Origin of the sequence: Kangiella shandongensis (assembly GCF_020005365.1) — a bacterium.
GTDB lineage: Bacteria > Pseudomonadota > Gammaproteobacteria > Enterobacterales > Kangiellaceae > Kangiella > Kangiella shandongensis.
In genome coordinates, this window is record NZ_JACNML010000002.1 from 70,937 (window position 1) to 87,526 (window position 16,590).

The following is a 16,590-nucleotide window of genomic DNA, read 5'->3' on the forward strand; positions in this document are numbered from 1 at the left end:
CATTAAGAAGAGCTCTACTCTTCATTATCTGCACTTAATAATATTTGAGCAACCCTGTCTTGAATAGCTTGTGGCACTTGTCGCTCTATTTCAGTAATCGCTTTGTTAATAGCAAAAACAGTGGCATTGCTGTCCGCCGAACCATGGCTCTTAATAACGATTTCGCGTAATCCTAACAGACTAGCACCATTATACTGGTCGGGGTTGATCCGACGTTGGAATCGCTTAAGCAGTGGCCAAACTAAAGCTGAAACCGCACGGCTCCATAAACCGCTGGAAAACTCGGTTTTCAACTGATCATACAAAAAGCGAGTAATGCCTTCACATGCTTTCAGAACATTGTTTCCCGTAAAACCATCGCAAACGATAACGTCGACGCTACCATCATAGATTTCATTGGCTTCAATATACCCAACATAATCAATTTGCGACTGATTTGAAAGCATATCACCAGCTAATTTTATGCTATCGCGTCCTTTAATCGTTTCTTCGCCAATATTCAGTAACGCAACTCTTGGATTTTCGATACCATCAACCAACTCACTTAAGACGTGCCCCATCACGGCGAAGCTGCTTAGCTGTTCAGCACTGGCATCAATATTAGCCCCGAGATCAAGCATGTTGGTCACAGAACCTTTGCGATTAGGAAGCTCAGCAGTAATCGCAGGACGCTCAATACCGGGCAAGGTGCCAATAAGTACGGTAGCTAAAGCCATTAAAGCTCCGGTATTACCAGAGCTGACACAAGCATCAGCTTTACTATCTCGCACCAACTCCAGACTTTTGCGCATGGACGAATCAGGTTTACGCCGTAATGCAGCTGAGGGTCTTTCGGACATGCCAATGACTTCAGATGCATGCTGAACTTGCAGGCGATCGCCGTAAGACTGAGTATTTTTTAAATAAGGCTGAAGCTCCTGTTGAGGACCAACAAGATAAACGTAAAGATCAGGGTGTTGTTGCAGCGCGGAAATTGCTGCGGGAATAATAACAGAGGGGCCGTAATCGCCCCCCATGCAATCAATCGCTAGCGTTTTTGTCACGGAATAACCGTTTGATCAAAAACCAAGTGAATTTAATAGAAAGCTATTAAACTACTTTACGACCTTTGTAGAAACCGTCTTTAGTCACGTGGTGACGACGATGAACTTCACCAGTTTCGTTCTCTACTGACAACGTTGGTGCTGATAAAGAGTCGTGCGAACGACGCATACCACGCTTAGAGCGAGTTTTGCGATTCTGTTGTACAGCCATTTTAAATCTCCTGCTTAATCAAACTTTAAATCTTTCAAGGCGTTAAAAGGGTTATCTTTTTCCGCTTGTTCAACCGTTTCTTCTGGAAGCTCTCCGGACTCGTAGGCTTCCATCTGCTCGCATTCCCCGAATAAAGGCACTGCAGGCAGTGATAAAATCAATTCGTCTTCGACTACTGACTTTAAATGTAAGCCATCGTCATCGACCAAAACCGGGTCCCCATCATCCGGTACCCTTTCCATCTGCTCCTCCGAGTAGACGGGGTAAATAATCACGTCGTGATCCAGCTCGTACTCAAAAGGCTCTAAACAACCCTGACAAACGAGAGATACCTTGCCTTTGAGGCTTAGCTCAAGCAAAGTGATCCGAGTGTCTTCAACTCTATCTCCTTTGATACTGCAGACAATTTCGCCTTTATCGGAGGCCAGCTCCTGACGAAATCTGTCTAAGTATTCCAGATCGAGTGTGGCGTTTATCTCTTTCTCTTGATCCGCAAATTTGTAAGGATCAATCGACGCCGGTAATCTGCGACTTGACATAGGCGCGCAATAATACAGTTATCTTGGGTTTTAGTCAAAGCAAACCCACTATTTTTGGTGTTTTTTTGCCTTAAAATCGAAGATTTGGTTGATTTCTTAACAAATTCACACAAAATGTAGGCTAACTACTTGTTTCTACCATGAATTTTATCTGTTATCTGGTAAGACAACAAGCCTAAAGTTTAGGTTATTTCCTCCATACTCTCATTGTGAGACTTCGCGACTTTAACGTTCATTTTTTGAATGAGCAAAAAACGAACCAAAAAACTCCCCCCTGAAAGTTAGGCCCTAAAGGGCAAACCTCAGGATTCAAAATTATTGGCGGGCCACAAAACGAAACATCCATGTTTCGTCTTTTCTAAATTGGGCTATCCTGCCCAATTTGCCCGATAATTTTAAATCATGAGGCTAACTTTTAAGGGGGAAATTGGTGCTAACTCTTAAATACAGCATTCTCTAAATATTTACATCATCCCGTGATGCCAAAGGCACTTCCTTCGGTCGCTTACAGCGGGATCCAGTGTCTTTAATCATTAATGACGTCTATAGTTATTTTAGCTAAACTACTATTTCTTAAAACCTTATCTTTAAAAAAGCTCAACTTATGACAACCACGAAAAACATTGTGCTCGCCACTTCCTCACCTTATAGAAAAGAGCTTCTCAGCCGTATTCTGGATAACTTTATCTGTGAATCGCCGGATATCGATGAAACACCGTTTCCCAATGAAGAGCCGGTAGAACATGTAGCGCGTCTTGCCGAACAAAAGGCTACGACGGTAGCTTTAAATCATGCTGGCAGTATTGTTATAGGCTCAGACCAAATATGTGTTCTCGATGGAAAAATACTCGGGAAACCCCACACCGAAGAGAAAGCGGTTGAGCAGCTAATGGCTTGTAGTGGCAAGACGGTTACCTTTTATACCTCGCTTTGCGTATTAGAGTCCGGCAAAGAAGGACAGGATCTCAGCGTGGTCCTGACAGAGGTAAAGTTCAGAGATTTAAATAAAGACGAAATCAAACGCTACATCAAGCGCGAGCAACCAGTCGACTGCGCTGGTTCCTTTAAATGCGAAGGTCTGGGCATCGCCCTCTTCGAATCGTTATCCTCAAAAGATCCTACGGCTTTGATTGGATTACCATTGATAACACTGGCTGAGAGCTTAAGAAAGGTGAATATCCAGGTGATTTAAAGGTTTAGTTAGATTTTTTAGAATAATGCGGTTCAACGTGAATAGAAATATCGTAGACATCGAACCTTTCGGCCAATAGGTCTTCGATATTATCTGTAATGTGGTGTGACTCTTGCGTAGAAAGCCCCGGGTCCACGGTAATAACCAGATCGACTAACTTTTCATTACCGATCCAGCGGGACCTTACTTTTTTGACTTTACGAACACCGTCCACCTCAAGTACTGCCTTAGATAACTTCTCAGGGGCTAACGCATACCTATCGGTAAGCACGGGAAGAGCTCTTTTAAATAAAGTGAAGGCTAGATAGAAAATAAAGCCTGCAACAGCTAAAGCAGCCACTCTGTCCAACCAGTAATAGCCCATTGCCGATAACTGCCAGCCAATGATAATAGCGACTGTGGTCATAACATCAGCAAAAGTATGGCTGGCATCAGCAAGAAGAATATCCGATTGTAGCGCTTTTGCCCTACTACGCTGCCACGTCGATAAAGCAATATTAATTACCAAGACCGTCAGCATGATGGCCAATGCCCAGCTCGAGCTAACAATTCCGGTGTTTTCATTGGTGATTGCACGCATTGCTAATTCAAATGCCAGCACGATTAGTAGTGATGCCAGGAAGAAGACCGCAATGGTTTCGAATTTACGGTGACCGTATGGGTGTTCACGATCAGGAGGTGCGCTTGAAATACGTATTACCAGCCAGGCTACGATGTTATTAACCACATCGGTCAGTGAGTGGATAGCATCTCCGATAATAGCTAGAGAGCCAGTCATCAGGCCAACAATAAACTTTGCAACAAGAACCACAAGGTTAACAAGCCCTTCAATCAGAATGACTTTCTCTACTGCTCTATCCCTTTGTGGTTTACTGTTCAATTGAAAAGTCCTTTCCTAACCCAAACTTTCCTGAGCTTTTTGATAACCCAGATCGATTAACTCTCTGGCGCGGTCAAATTCAAGTATCCCACAAACATTTCTGGGGATCTCTATCACATGATCTGGTGGGTAGGTTGCAAGTTTGTGTCGAGCAATCGTACTTTGCATCGCCTCAAAAGCCTGGTTAGCAATATCGTATGCTCCCAACTCAAGTTTATCAGGTGTTTTAACCTTGTTCTTAACCCAGCCAGAGACATCAGACATCTTATTTTTAATAGCTGCTAAATACTTATTTGTCGAGTTGCCCTGCTCATTATCGCCCTCAGTGATCTCTATTTTTCCCCCAAGATTGACAGCAATGGTAATATCCGTCTCATCACTGAAAGTCGGGGCAATAGGAATCGGGTTTAATACGCCACCATCAATGAGTACAACGCCTTTATAATTATATGGCGTGAAAAAAAGTGGTATTGATATAGATGCTCTTATAGCATTAAAAAGCTTTCCGGAATTCATCCAGACTTCTTTCTCATTTTTAATATCGGATGCTACAGCGGTGAAAGAAAGAGGAAGATCTTCTATGTGCTGATCACCAACCAGTTCAATAAGCCGGTTAAACAATTTATCTCCTTTAACCAGGCCTTTGCCCTGCCATGACAGGTCAAGCAATCTAACGATATCAACTTTATTTAAAGACGTTACCCATTCCTCATAAGTATCTAACTTACCAGCGGCATAGATACCACCAATAAGAGCTCCCATAGAGCTGCCGCAAATAGACTTAATTTTATACCCATGCTCTTCCAGCCAATGAATAACGCCTATATGTGCAAGCCCACGAGCACCACCACTGCCCAAGACAAGGGAAACTGTCTTTTCAGACTTTGCTGAGTTAGCTTTATCGTTCACCTTCTAGCTCCCTTAACATTAGAAAGCCCACCTTAGCGTTTATGGGGACTTTTACACAAGTACTGAAATACTAACTATGGCTTTTTCACAGTGCTCCCGTTAGTTGCATTGTTGGGCTTCACTGCGTTCAGCACCAACCTACATAAATTCACTCTAGCGATTTTAGAGCCACACGCAAACTCCCTTCAAGCTCCTTTGGATACACTTTTCTCAAAACTACTGAATCACAATTTTGGAATTGGCTGAATGGCTTAATAGCTTTAACAAATGCCTTAATGGCTTCGTCTTCGTCAAAATTATGCTCTTCCCAGTGTAATGACTTAATCTCTAGATAGTGCTCTTTACGATGGGCTTTACAGTCCATACGTCCGATAAATTCGTCTCGATACAGCAAAGGTAAACTAAAGTAACCATAGCGGCGTTTAGCTTCCGGGACATAGCACTCAATCTGGTAATCATACTCAAATAGCGCTTTAAGGCGATCGCGTTGAATTACGGTATTATCAAAAGGCGAAAGGATCACCATGCGGTTATTCACTCTTGGAAGCCGACGTTCGAACGCACCGCTCTCCAACAAAAACACTTCGCCGTTACTGAGTTTTACTTGCTCTAACGATTTCTGCGACAATTTTTCATCCAGTAAGGCTTGCATTGCCTTACGTAGCTCGTTATTTCGGCGCAGGTAAGTTAACCCCTTGAGAGACACAAGGCCATGACAACGAAGTTGCTGTTCCAGAATATGTTCTGCAAACTCTTCAATACTTGGCACCTGAGTATTGATATCAGAAGGCAGTACTCGCTCGGTCAGGTCGTAGACTTTCTGGAATCCTTCACGATTGCAGACCATAAGGTCGCCTTCCATATACAGCTGCTCCAGAGCTTTTTTGGCTGGTTTCCAGTCCCACCATCCTCCTCGCTTGGAATCCCCACTCTCCAGATCGCGGGAGCGTAGCGGTCCCTCTGAGCGAATACGAACCAACAGTTCATTCATCAATTTTTGATCACGCTTTTTATACCAATGAGTTTGCCCATTTTTTATGGCGTGCTTATAAGGTAAAGAGAAACGAAAATCTTTAATCGGTAAAAATGCAGCTGCATGCGCCCAGTACTCAAAAATATCCCCTTTGAGTAGCAATTGGTTCGTCATCTCGGGCTTAAAGCTAGGCACCCGAGACTGGAGCACATGATTATGCGCACGCTCAACGACAGAAATAGTATCGATTTGCACATAACCGATATGATTAATTGCTTTACGTGCACCTGCCAATCCTCGTCCATAAGGCTCTGCCTGCAACAAACCTTGCGCATTTAAAGCTATACGACGTAGGCGTTGCCGATCCTTTTTACGAGTGATTTCTATCATTATTGCGTATTTAATATTTTAATATAATATATTATCGCCATCATTTCCGCCACCGCGGGCGACCGGATAAAGTACAGAGGTAAGTGTCATAGTATTTTTGTAATTCCTAAACTAACTCCACTTCCAAAACTCGTACCATTTACTATTTCTCGCTTCTGACGTTCTAACTCCTTATGCCTTTCTATGGCTTCATTAACGCTAAGCTCATGGTTGGGGTATTCGATTTTCAGCTCAATATCTTGGTTTTCTCTAAAACTATGGAAGATCCAAATATATTTCTGGCTTAGAATAAAAATCAACAACCCCATCATATTGTAAGGCCAACCAACATGGCGGTTAAGTCCATTGATATAAAATCCACAAAATGAAAAAATCACAAATAAAGGAATGCACAATAGCATCAATTGTCTTTCTTTCATTATTTTAATTCCTTAACAACTTCCATCCCCCGCTGACAGGCGGACAGATACCCTTCTCCAAACAAATTAAAGTGATTTAAATAGTGATACAGGTTATATACGGTTTTCTTTGTATCATATTCTGTAGTGCGTGGTAAAACTTCGTCGTAGGCATCATAAAAATGGTGGTTAAAACCACCGAACATCTCACTCATAGCTAAATCAACCTCTCTGTCACCATAATACACGGCAGGGTCAATCAACCATGGTCCTTTATTATCAAACAGTACATTACCAGACCAAAGGTCACCATGCACCAGGCTTGGGTAGGCGCAGCTTTCATCAAGCCAGCTGACGAGTGCAGCACGATGTTCATGCAGTATCATTAGAAAGTTGTTTTTTATACGTGACTGACGAACTAAATTGACCTGGAATAACAGGCGCTGTTCAAAGAAAAATTCGCCCCAGCTTTTATAGGTTCCGTTCATCTGAGGGTTCAGACCAATGTAGTTATCCTTTTCCAACCCGAATTGCTCGAATTGGATGGCATGCAGCTTGGCCAGCCCTTCGCCAAGTTGCTTCATGTTTTCTTTTGTCGAACTGGTCGTAGCTATTTTCTGGAGAGTCAGCTCAGTTTCAGTCACTGATTCGACTTTTGGGATATGCAGGTAAGGAATCTTGTTTTCTTTGATTGTTTTGCGGAGAAGCTCGAGCCCATCAGCTTCTCTGGTAAGCTGTTGTGGGTATTGAGAACTGTTATGCTTAACAAAACTCATGTTGGCTCATGCCTTTTTTAATAGCTCCTTATAAATCATAACGCTTTCTGCATCAAAACAGCAAAAAATAATTGACTCAACCGACCTCGCAACTGGCTCAAATTCCGAGCAAACGTTAACAGCGATAGAGGCCGCCTGCTCCTTAGGAAAACCATAAATACCAGTACTGATACAAGGGAAAGCGATACTTTTCAGCTGATGTTCCTCGGCAATCTCTAAAGCACTCTTGTAACAGCTTGCCAATAACTCCGATTCGTAATGAGTACCACCTTGCCAGACCGGACCAACTGTATGAATCACATGTCTGGCCGGCAGGTTATAGGCTTTGGTAATTTTCGCGTCTCCTGTTTCACACCCACCCAGCGCCTTACACTCAATTAAAAGCTCTGAGCCGGCAGCACGATGGATGGCGCCGTCAACACCGCCACCGCCTAGCAGGCTTTTATTGGCAGCATTGACAATGGCGTCTACTACTAGCTTTGTAATATCACCCTGCTCAACCGTTAACACGCTTGCTCCCTAAAGACCAATGCCTCGCGCCATTAACACGGCAAATAGAGGAATCAGTAATAGCAATAAAATCTCAACTCTTAACATCATAATAAGCTTTTTGGGCACAGCTATCGAGTCTGAACCGACTTTTCTACTTTTCAGGAAAAATACCGTTGGATAGATAGACAATAGAGCAATTACGACAAATAACGTCAGTTTTACATGGAACAGTCCGTTACTGGTATAAACCTCAGTGGACTTGCCTATCATGAACCACATAATCAACCCCGTCGCCAGTACCAGAACCGCACTCATCCCATAAATAGCGTCTACCAATGCTAATTTATTCATCTGCTTCTGTGTCACGCTTGGCGCGATCAACAAATGCTCCGCGATCAGCGCTGCGCTTAAACCAATAATTCCCAAAAAGTGTAGATAGCGAATAATGATTTCTTCCATAATACGATCCTCGGCCCTAGAAAAACTTAGCGCTTTCTTCTTAAAGCAACTTTTTGTTTGTAATAATCTTTTGCGGTAATCTGGTAAACATCAGCCTCTTTACCAAAAAGATTAATCCGTTCTTTAAAGGATTCACCTATACGTTCGGCAACCGATACCGATGGTTCATTCCCGGATTGAATTAAGCTGATAATTGTATCCAGTTTCATCACGCTAAAGGCATAATTCAACGCAGCTTGCGCAGATTCAGTGGCATACCCCTGCCCCCAGGCACTTTTATGCAATACCCAACCGACCTCTTTACTTGGCCAGCCCTCCGGCTCGATGATACCGCAACGACCAATAAATTTCCCACTGGACTTTTCTTCAATAGCCCACTGACCGAAGCCATGTAACATCCAGTGCCCAGCCATAGTTGCAGCACTACGCCAGGCATCATGATGGCTCAGCGGCTCACTCGACATTAAGTAGCGAGTAATGTCTGGATCAGCCATCATCTCGTAATAAGGCTCAAGATCCGACTCTCTGAAAGAACGTAAAATTAATCGCTCTGTTTCTATCACTGGTATTCTGATTACGTCTATGGTATCCATAATTTTGTGCTTTTTATTCACGCAAAACTGACTCAGCTCTGCTATCCTAAGGGCAGTACACCCTAATCTACTCATACATCTTAATTAAAGGAAGTCCTATGTCACGTATTTTACTGATTATTTTTGGATTACTTCTATCGAATTCTGTTATGGCAAATTCCAACTGGGTTGGCGCGCTGGCTCCTGAGTTCGAATTACAGGATCAACATGGTAAGGAAAAAAGCCTCAAAGACTACAAAGATCAATGGCTGGTTCTCTACTTTTATCCCAAAGATGACACTCCCGGCTGCACTACCGAAGCCAAAAACTTCCGAGATGCCTACCAGGAGTTTAAAGCACTGAACGCGAACATCGTCGGTATATCACTTGACGACGTCGAGTCGCATCAAAACTTCGCAGAGGCTTATAACCTGCCGTTTACCATTTTAGCGGACGTGGATCAGGAAGTCAGCACAGCCTATAAGGTATTAGGTGGGTTTGGGCCGATGGAGTACGCCTCTCGCGAAACGTTCATTATCGACCCACAGGGTAATATTGTACATCACTATAGTGACGTTGAGCCTGAAACTCACAGCAAGGAAGTACTGAAAAAGCTGAAGGAGCTTATTAAGGCTGGCATTTAATAGCGTCGCTGCTGAGAACTTCCATCTCGTCAGTAATTCGCAGAGCAATATTTTTCTGTTGAATCATCTGCCGAAGGGAGTCAACATCCACTTTGAAGTATTCAGCGACTTCATTATGGCGCACTCTTGCAACCTGAGTGCGTCGGTTTTTCCCTCTAAAACGCCACTCGTTAATCTTTGCCCAGGACAAAAATACAATGCCAAGTCCAGCAATTACTTGCAGGTAGATGAGCAAAAGCTCCAGAAAGCCCTGATACCCTCCTAACCTGATCATGTGCTCATGAAAAAACTTAAAACCAAATGACCATGCAACTAAACTAATCAGCGGTTGCCATAAGTAAAAGATAATCAACCAAAATACGAATGTTAAGCTAACGTAAGTTACTTTATGATGCGTCCGCAATGCTTCCGGTTTCTCGATAATTAATTCATGCATTCTAAATTCCCCTGTCTGGACTTTTCCATGTCGCCCTTTTCCCTTCTACTCTTAATAACGCTCGTGGTACAGCTGCCACTACAGTAATGACATTCACCAGCCAATAAGCCAGCGGATACCAGATCATCCAGTAATAATATTTACCGAGCCCGCGATCATAACGGGCATCGATAGCGAGACTAACGGCAAACTGCAGCAGGCAGGTTATGGCCAATACAACGCCATTCCACCCTGGAATGATCGTCTCAATATAAAACGGTTCCGGGAGCGTTACGAACTTGCCTAAGGCCCACAAAATAATGATCGAAGCAGCAAGGTAACTCCATACGACACTGGTAATATACTCGAAAGCGACCAGCCACATGCGGCGACTCCTGACTTGAAAGAGTTTCTTGGCGTAGCGCTTAAAAACCTCCATTCCACCCTGAGCCCAGCGTAAACGCTGTTTCCATAGGCCGGCAAAGGTTTCTGGCATTAAGATCCAGCACAGTGCATTGGGCTCGTAGCGCACATCCCAGTGGTTCAACTGAAGTCGCCAGCTGACGTCGATATCTTCAGTAACCATATCCGTGGTCCAATAACCTATGCGGTGCATGGCAGACTTGCGAAATGCCGAAACGACACCCGAAACGGTGAATACGCGACCGTAAATCCGTTGTGCGCGTTTAATCAGGCCAATGATGGATGAAAACTCACCCACTTGAATTTTCCCCAACAAAGTTGAGCGGTTACGAACTCGTGGGTTGCCCGTTACAGCTCCAACACGGCTGCCACCATCGTTAACAAAGTGACTGACTAACCAGTGAACGGCGTGTTTTTCAAGTATGGCATCACCATCGATACCAACCAGAAGTTCATGCTTGGACAACATCGCCGCCATGTTCATGGCCATTGCTTTGCCTTGATTGGTTTCGAGGTGAACCACCCTTAGGTTAGGAAACTCTTTGTCCAGCTCATCCAGTACTTCTTTTGTGTGATCAGAGCTACCATCATTAACCGCGATAACCTCAAAGTCTGGATAGGTTTGTTCAAACAAGCGCTCGATGGTTTCTCTAGCCAAATCGCCTTCGTTATAACAAGGCAATAAAATACTAACTCCAGGATACTCTTTAAGTGTAGGAGGCTCCAGATATGACTTGCCCCCAACATTTTCCCAGTGAAAGCGATAATAAATAGCACCAATCATCCATACGTAAGCCATAAATAAAGGATAATAATACGCAAAAGATAAAGCATAGTTCGCCCAATCAGTCATATAAGGTTACCTCTGCAGGAAAACTACTCAATGACATGCCTTTTATAATATTCTTTAATGTCGGATGGTTATTAATAAAATCATCCGGATAATAGGCGTAATTAATAAATCCATTGCTCATAAAAAGCTCCATTTGTTGCAGCAAAATATCATCCGCTACTGGTTTCTGCTCGCGCCAATCAATAGTCTGTAACTCTAAAACCACCTTGTCCTTATCCACCGTCTGCTCTACCTTGCGCATTAAATCTTCCAACCAACTTTCGGCATCTTTAACCTGCTCCATATACGGCATGGCCATAATGGCTGTAAAATCGTAATGTTCAGTAAATAATTGCAAGTCCTGAGCAAACCACTGTCTGGCATCAGGGTTGATAACTGGTCGAGCATAAAGATTTCTTGCAGTTCGGGTGGCGCCGTTATAACGTTCCAGAATAGCGGCCAGTTCTAATGTAAAATCAATCAGGGCCTGCGCTTTAACCTGTGTCCATTGTTTACGGCTTTTGGTTGCTGATAATGCTTTTACTGAAGAAAACTCTATCCCAGCCTGTTTATAGAATGCTAAAGCTTCAGGACTGACATCCTCATAATCCGTTAAGAATGCATCATCGTGAAACAAAATACCCGATACATAACTATGACGCGCCAGATCGGTGTAAATATCTTTTATGACCTGTCGTGACTGTTCAGAGAAAATTGATAAACGCTTATAGTTATTTTGTGAAGGTTGGACTTTGCCATTCTGCCACTCATAAACACCATGCTCTGTGTAAAAGCTGTCACCCATATCAAACGCCATTACAGGCATCCAGGCAAATACTTCAACATTAGCTCGAGTTTTTAACTGCCAGGCAACACGATTAAATAAGTCTGCCTTAACTGGCAAATGACGGTTAGGGAAATACAACGCCGAAGCATTACCATCACCATCTTCATCGGCAAATGCTTGCAGGTAAACATGAGAGATTTTCATCGCTTTTATGCGCTCTAACAACAAACTAAGATTCTTATGCTGCTGCTCTGGTTCTGGGTCATAGACATAATCCAGATCCACATGGACAGCACGGTGAGGTTGTTTGTAAGAATATGGTTCAACCGCAACTTCTATATCCGCCGCACCAGGATTATCACTGACCAGAAAGCGCTGAATATGCTCACTGCTAAGTGTATTCTGCCCCTGCTCTAAAACTAACGACTCTTTATAACCAATATCTTTTGCGATACCCCAGGCAAGCTCTGAATAGCTACCATAAGGCCAAACTACTGCCTTCGGAGTAACTCCTGTGTGCTTTTTGATGAGTTCATAACTGTATGTCAGATCTGTCTGGACTCGCGTTTTGTAATCTTCTTCGCTCTCATACTGCCCCTCTGAAAAAATCAATGAGGTCGCTGCTGGTTGTCTATTCTGCTGAGGGTTGGCAATAACGCCACGGTGCATATCGTGACTGTGGGAGGCTATTTCAATCAGCCCAGACTGGTGCATTTCGCGAATTTCTGCCCAGGTTAAAAAATCTGAAGAGGTTTTAACTGCAGAGCCATAGTTAACGGGCTTATCACTTTCAATCCAGCTGGTAACAATGGCAAAAGTTGCAGGATAGTTATACAGCTTTAACAATGGATAAATATGGGTATAGAAACTTTTATAACCATCATCAAAAGTTAAATAAATCGACTTTCGTGGTAGTATTTTGTTCCCCTTCTTCGCTTCGATAATGTCATTCAAACTGACAACGGTATAGCCATTATCCTTAATCCACTCAAAGTGCTGAATTAAATGTTTAGTGCTGACAGCGCCACGGTCCTGCTGTAGATCACCTTTAATCCCAGATTTAACATCGTGATAACAAAATGCAAAAAAGTCTGCAGACGTTTGTTTACCCTGACTGACTCCCGGTAACCACAATAAGAGCGCTAATAATATATTAACCCGTCGCATCAGAAGGTCACTCCATAACTTAAACTGTAAACGGGGCCGGTCTCAGTTAAACCGTCATACAGACGCCGGTTATAACCAATCGAATAATTAAGATAAGAGCGCCGGTTTAATTGCCATTGATGGAAGTAAGAAACGCTACCAATATCCCCTCGCTCGAAACCTTCCTGATCGTAAATACCATATTCGACTTTCAATCCATGCCATAAATTCCTGTTCGCATGCTTATAAAGCATTTCTTCATAACTCAGAGAAACGGATACCCCAAGCGCAGAATCAGGATTAAAGTATAAACGTTCAGTATCGAGGCTATTGCGCTCACTGTAGATAAACTCAGAAGCGGTTAACCGTTGGTTGTAATCATGATAAAGCACCTGTGAGCCAGTCATACTGAAACTATTACGATCATTGCCATCGGAGAAACTGGACCACTGCCAGGAAGCTGAATAGTTTTGTCTCTCGTCATGACGATAATTTAGCTTTATCGAATTTAAGTCAGAATCGATACCACTAAATACGGCTCTTACCGGGGTATTCTTGTTAAACGTTTGATGTCTCAACTCGAGAGTAATGTAGTCCTCAAGAAACCATTGGTAACTGCCGGAAAATTCTACTCCGTCAAACTCATCAACGTCATACAGCTCAAGCTCGGCATTAAACCATTGAGTCACATAACTGACACCGAGCCCCTGGGTCGCAGTCGTCTCATTCAGTTGAAAGAAGTTTGAGCGATAATTTTGAACGGAAGCGAATGCACGCCAGCTATCGTCATACAAACGGCTATAAACTTTTGCCCGGTAATTCCGATCTTTGCTGGAAAAGTTCGAACCATCGCTGTTACCACCCGAGATAGATAACTCGAGCCTGGGATCAACTTGTATAGCGTAATCTTGAGCTAGGCGAGTTAGACTATCGCTAGCTCTTTCTTGTTTAAGCTCATATAGCGACAACCTCGCTTGATCAAATTGTCTATGCGCCAATAAATTATAAACATGAGAAATCTGGCTCGGGGTGTACTTCGGATCGGTCGCCTTAATTATCCCAAGCTGGTGATTGGACTGGTTTATAAAACCACGCCAACGTAGCACATTAGCCAGGTTGTATCGGTACTCGTTATTTTGTGGAGCAGACTTTATCAGCCCCCGTAAACTCGCCTCCGCGCCAGCCAAATCATTAACAAATGCTTTATGCATCGCTTGCATCAAAGCAACGTCACCATAGTCGGTATTGGCCTTTCTACGACTGTGATCCTGCGAGTAACGCCACTGGGGCTGCTGCTCTATTAAACGATTTAAATAGTGCTCGGCTAATTTAATGTTGCCGCAATCTAAAGCTGCGTAATAGCCAACTTTTAGTGCTCCCTCTTCATTGGCTGCAATTTGTTTGCTTGCAAACCCTTCTCGAATAATTGTTAAAGATTGACGGGGAAGTGCCGATGCCTGATAAGAATTAGCCAGAGCAATCAAGCCGTAACCTGGTAACCGATTGACCAGAGCTGATTGTTGGTTTGCAATACCAATAGCATCAGCATGTCGACTCAGTGTATTGAACAATAAAATCCTATCGGCATAAGCCACCGCTAACAACTGTTGGGATGAAGGGCTCGCCTGTTGCAATAAATTGATGTACTGCTGATTATATTCAAACGCTTGCTCAACAAATGCTGGTTTATCTATTGACTGCCCTGCTCCTGTCACACGGCGGATGGCTTTAGTGTTCTGTAGTGAACGTAGCTTCAACCAGTCGGTGTCACGATAACTTTGTGGATGCTTCTCCATTTCAGAAGCAGCTATTTCAATAGCCCCCATTTCCAGTAAATTAAGCGTGCGTAGTCTCCCTAACTCTTGTTGATCACTTTTTGCCGCTGGGCTGATAAGCTGATCGTAAACCTGAATTTTCTCCAGCTCTTTGCCTTGTTGCTGGTTATAAAGAAAAGCCAGGAGCTCCAAAGCTTCTCGGTTTTCAGGATGCTGAGATAGTACCTTTTTAATACGGGTCTCTGCCACAGAGTATCGCTTCTGACGCATATCAACCACTGAAAGGCCCAGCAACGACTGAGTATGGTTAGGAGTCCGCTTTAACGTTTTGTTATACAAGTCTCTAGAGTAGTCATAATCACCAACCTCTCTAGCAGAAAGCGCTACTGCATTTAATGCATAGGCAGGCAGGTTACTCTGCTGCTGTAAACGGTCCCGGTAGAAACTTACTGCGGTGCGATACTGTTTATCCCAGCTTAGTAAAGTGACATAGTCAGCCAACAATAATCGGTTTTGGGGGTGCTGCTGTATAGCTGTTGCGTAATACTTCACTCTTTGAGAAATGTCTGGATACCGCTGCCTTACCTCTAAAGCCCATGACTGATAGTCATCCTTTATTGACTGGGAAGATTGGTAGCGGTAAGACTCGTCCAGCTTTGTAAACTCTCTTGCACGAAACCTGAAGTGGGTATTCAAGAACTCAGGGCTGCCAAAGCTATTATTTTTCTGAGACAAACGCTCCTGAGCAGTACTCCACAATGGATAATGAATTGGTCCCGGCTCGTAGTTTCCCTGTAATTTTGTCTTTATGCCCTTGTCAAACAAAGCCACTTGTACCTTGGTAAGCTTGGAACTAGTGGCTTGATTGGATACAAATAAAATAATGACAGAGGCTATCACTGCCCAAACAGGCATTTCCTTTATTTTCAATGCGCGATCCTGATTAGTTTTTATTTATATGCAGGCGTGCATTGTACAATTTATTTTTAGAATTATTGTAAAATTATTAAAAATAAGAACTGGTTAAAGGTTTTGTTTTCGCTTTTCTGATTCATCCTGTAAAAATAACTGACACTCTCACCTTAGATCGTACCGTTATAGCAAGTCTTTGATATCATGAATTATCGCCATTGGCTTACAGCTGTTCAGCGTTTCAATGGTGTGAGCACCATACGAAACACCGATTCCACGCATTCCCGCGTTTGCCGCCATGTTTAAATCGTGACTGGTATCACCAACCATTACACCCTGCTCTGGCTTAAGAGCGAATTTCTTCAGTAAGCTATGCAGCATTTCCGGGTGCGGTTTGCTTTGCGCTTCATCACTGGCAATAGTGTGGTCGAAAAAAGGCGACAGTTGAGACTCTTTTAACACCCTGTCCAGGCCATGACGTGCCTTGCCTGTGGCAACGGTTAAGTAGTAACCATCTTCTTTAAGCTTGGTTAATACTTCTACCACACCGTCAAATACCGGGCTGGGGGTTTTATCCCCTTCAACATATTGGAAGCGATACTCCTCGGTAATCCATTCATGATCATCCACTTCCGGAAATAATCGGTTATAACACTTTGTCAGGCTGAGTCCGATAATCGAACGAACCTCATCATCCGTGGGCACTGGTAACTGTAAATTACGAGCCGTCGTTTGCATTGCGGACACAATTCTTCCCGTCGAATCCATCAAGGTGCCGTCCCAGTCAAAAACAATCAATGGTGTTTCAAGTGTAAGCATAAA

The 16,590-nt window shown here is 43.3% G+C and carries 18 protein-coding genes; 2 read left to right on the top strand and 16 right to left on the bottom strand.

Annotated features, from left to right (window positions below; genetic code table 11):
• Positions 1–14: 14 nt before the first annotated feature.
• From plsX to H7708_RS02250, 3 genes are read right to left on the bottom strand one after another with little or no spacing between them, the layout of a single operon-like run.
• Complete coding sequence (gene plsX / locus H7708_RS02240) at positions 15–1,043, bottom strand: phosphate acyltransferase PlsX (RefSeq protein WP_223668846.1); 1,029 nt, start codon at positions 1,041–1,043, stop codon at positions 15–17.
• Between the two features lie 46 nt (positions 1,044–1,089).
• Positions 1,090–1,254, bottom strand: coding sequence for a 50S ribosomal protein L32 (gene rpmF, locus H7708_RS02245; protein WP_223668847.1), 165 nt, complete (start codon positions 1,252–1,254; stop codon positions 1,090–1,092).
• A gap of 14 nt (positions 1,255–1,268) precedes the next feature.
• Positions 1,269–1,793, bottom strand: a complete 525-nt coding sequence (locus tag H7708_RS02250) for a YceD family protein (RefSeq protein WP_223668848.1) — start codon at positions 1,791–1,793, stop codon at positions 1,269–1,271.
• 604 nt (positions 1,794–2,397) lie between these two features.
• On the opposite strand from H7708_RS02250, the gene H7708_RS02255 reads away from it, so the two are divergent.
• The gene (locus tag H7708_RS02255) at positions 2,398–2,985 is read left to right on the top strand and encodes a Maf family protein (RefSeq protein ID WP_223668849.1); all 588 of its coding nucleotides are present in this window, start codon (positions 2,398–2,400) and stop codon (positions 2,983–2,985) included.
• A gap of 4 nt (positions 2,986–2,989) precedes the next feature.
• Here H7708_RS02255 and H7708_RS02260 read toward each other — a convergent pair whose 3' ends face one another.
• From H7708_RS02260 to H7708_RS02295, 8 genes are all read right to left on the bottom strand, one after another.
• Positions 2,990–3,865 carry a cation diffusion facilitator family transporter gene (locus H7708_RS02260; protein ID WP_223668850.1) on the bottom strand — a complete coding sequence of 292 codons (876 nt, stop codon included), beginning with the start codon at positions 3,863–3,865 and terminating at the stop codon, positions 2,990–2,992.
• Between the two features lie 15 nt (positions 3,866–3,880).
• Positions 3,881–4,774 carry a patatin-like phospholipase family protein gene (locus tag H7708_RS02265; protein WP_223668851.1) on the bottom strand — a complete coding sequence of 298 codons (894 nt, stop codon included), beginning with the start codon at positions 4,772–4,774 and terminating at the stop codon, positions 3,881–3,883.
• A gap of 148 nt (positions 4,775–4,922) precedes the next feature.
• Entirely contained in the window at positions 4,923–6,137 is a 1,215-nt protein-coding gene (locus tag H7708_RS02270; protein WP_223668852.1) for a winged helix-turn-helix domain-containing protein, read from the bottom strand.
• An 86-nt stretch (positions 6,138–6,223) separates the two neighbouring features.
• Positions 6,224–6,556: a hypothetical protein gene (locus H7708_RS02275; protein ID WP_223668853.1), complete on the bottom strand. Its 333-nt coding sequence runs from the start codon at positions 6,554–6,556 to the stop codon at positions 6,224–6,226.
• A complete protein-coding gene (locus H7708_RS02280) occupies positions 6,556–7,311 on the bottom strand; it encodes a fructosamine kinase family protein (RefSeq protein ID WP_223668854.1) in 756 nt (251 codons plus the stop codon). The genes H7708_RS02275 and H7708_RS02280 overlap by 1 nt, the downstream gene beginning before the upstream one ends.
• A gap of 6 nt (positions 7,312–7,317) precedes the next feature.
• Positions 7,318–7,821, bottom strand: a complete 504-nt coding sequence (locus H7708_RS02285) for an O-acetyl-ADP-ribose deacetylase (protein WP_223668855.1) — start codon at positions 7,819–7,821, stop codon at positions 7,318–7,320.
• Between the two features lie 9 nt (positions 7,822–7,830).
• The gene (locus H7708_RS02290; protein WP_223668856.1) at positions 7,831–8,262 is read right to left on the bottom strand and encodes a DUF2214 family protein; all 432 of its coding nucleotides are present in this window, start codon (positions 8,260–8,262) and stop codon (positions 7,831–7,833) included.
• 26 nt (positions 8,263–8,288) lie between these two features.
• Positions 8,289–8,855: a GNAT family N-acetyltransferase gene (locus H7708_RS02295; protein WP_223668857.1), complete on the bottom strand. Its 567-nt coding sequence runs from the start codon at positions 8,853–8,855 to the stop codon at positions 8,289–8,291.
• Between the two features lie 98 nt (positions 8,856–8,953).
• Here H7708_RS02295 and H7708_RS02300 point away from each other — a divergent pair, with 98 nt between their 5' ends.
• A complete protein-coding gene (locus H7708_RS02300; protein ID WP_223668858.1) occupies positions 8,954–9,478 on the top strand; it encodes a peroxiredoxin in 525 nt (174 codons plus the stop codon).
• Here the strand turns inward: H7708_RS02300 and pgaD are convergent.
• The 5 genes from pgaD to H7708_RS02325 all read right to left on the bottom strand — a co-directional run bounded on the left by pgaD (position 9,462) and on the right by H7708_RS02325 (position 16,587).
• Positions 9,462–9,914, bottom strand: a complete 453-nt coding sequence (gene pgaD / locus H7708_RS02305; protein ID WP_223668859.1) for a poly-beta-1,6-N-acetyl-D-glucosamine biosynthesis protein PgaD — start codon at positions 9,912–9,914, stop codon at positions 9,462–9,464. The two genes, H7708_RS02300 and pgaD, sit on opposite strands and share 17 nt — an antisense overlap.
• A 1-nt stretch (position 9,915) precedes the next feature.
• Positions 9,916–11,169, bottom strand: a complete 1,254-nt coding sequence (gene pgaC / locus H7708_RS02310) for a poly-beta-1,6-N-acetyl-D-glucosamine synthase (protein ID WP_223668860.1) — start codon at positions 11,167–11,169, stop codon at positions 9,916–9,918.
• A complete protein-coding gene (gene pgaB / locus H7708_RS02315) occupies positions 11,162–13,102 on the bottom strand; it encodes a poly-beta-1,6-N-acetyl-D-glucosamine N-deacetylase PgaB (protein WP_223668861.1) in 1,941 nt (646 codons plus the stop codon). Before pgaB ends, pgaC begins: the two co-directional genes overlap by 8 nt.
• Entirely contained in the window at positions 13,102–15,786 is a 2,685-nt protein-coding gene (gene pgaA, locus H7708_RS02320; RefSeq protein ID WP_223668862.1) for a poly-beta-1,6 N-acetyl-D-glucosamine export porin PgaA, read from the bottom strand. The genes pgaB and pgaA overlap by 1 nt, the downstream gene beginning before the upstream one ends.
• Before the next feature lie 165 nt (positions 15,787–15,951).
• A complete protein-coding gene (locus H7708_RS02325; RefSeq protein WP_223668863.1) occupies positions 15,952–16,587 on the bottom strand; it encodes an HAD-IA family hydrolase in 636 nt (211 codons plus the stop codon).
• Positions 16,588–16,590: the final 3 nt, after the last annotated feature.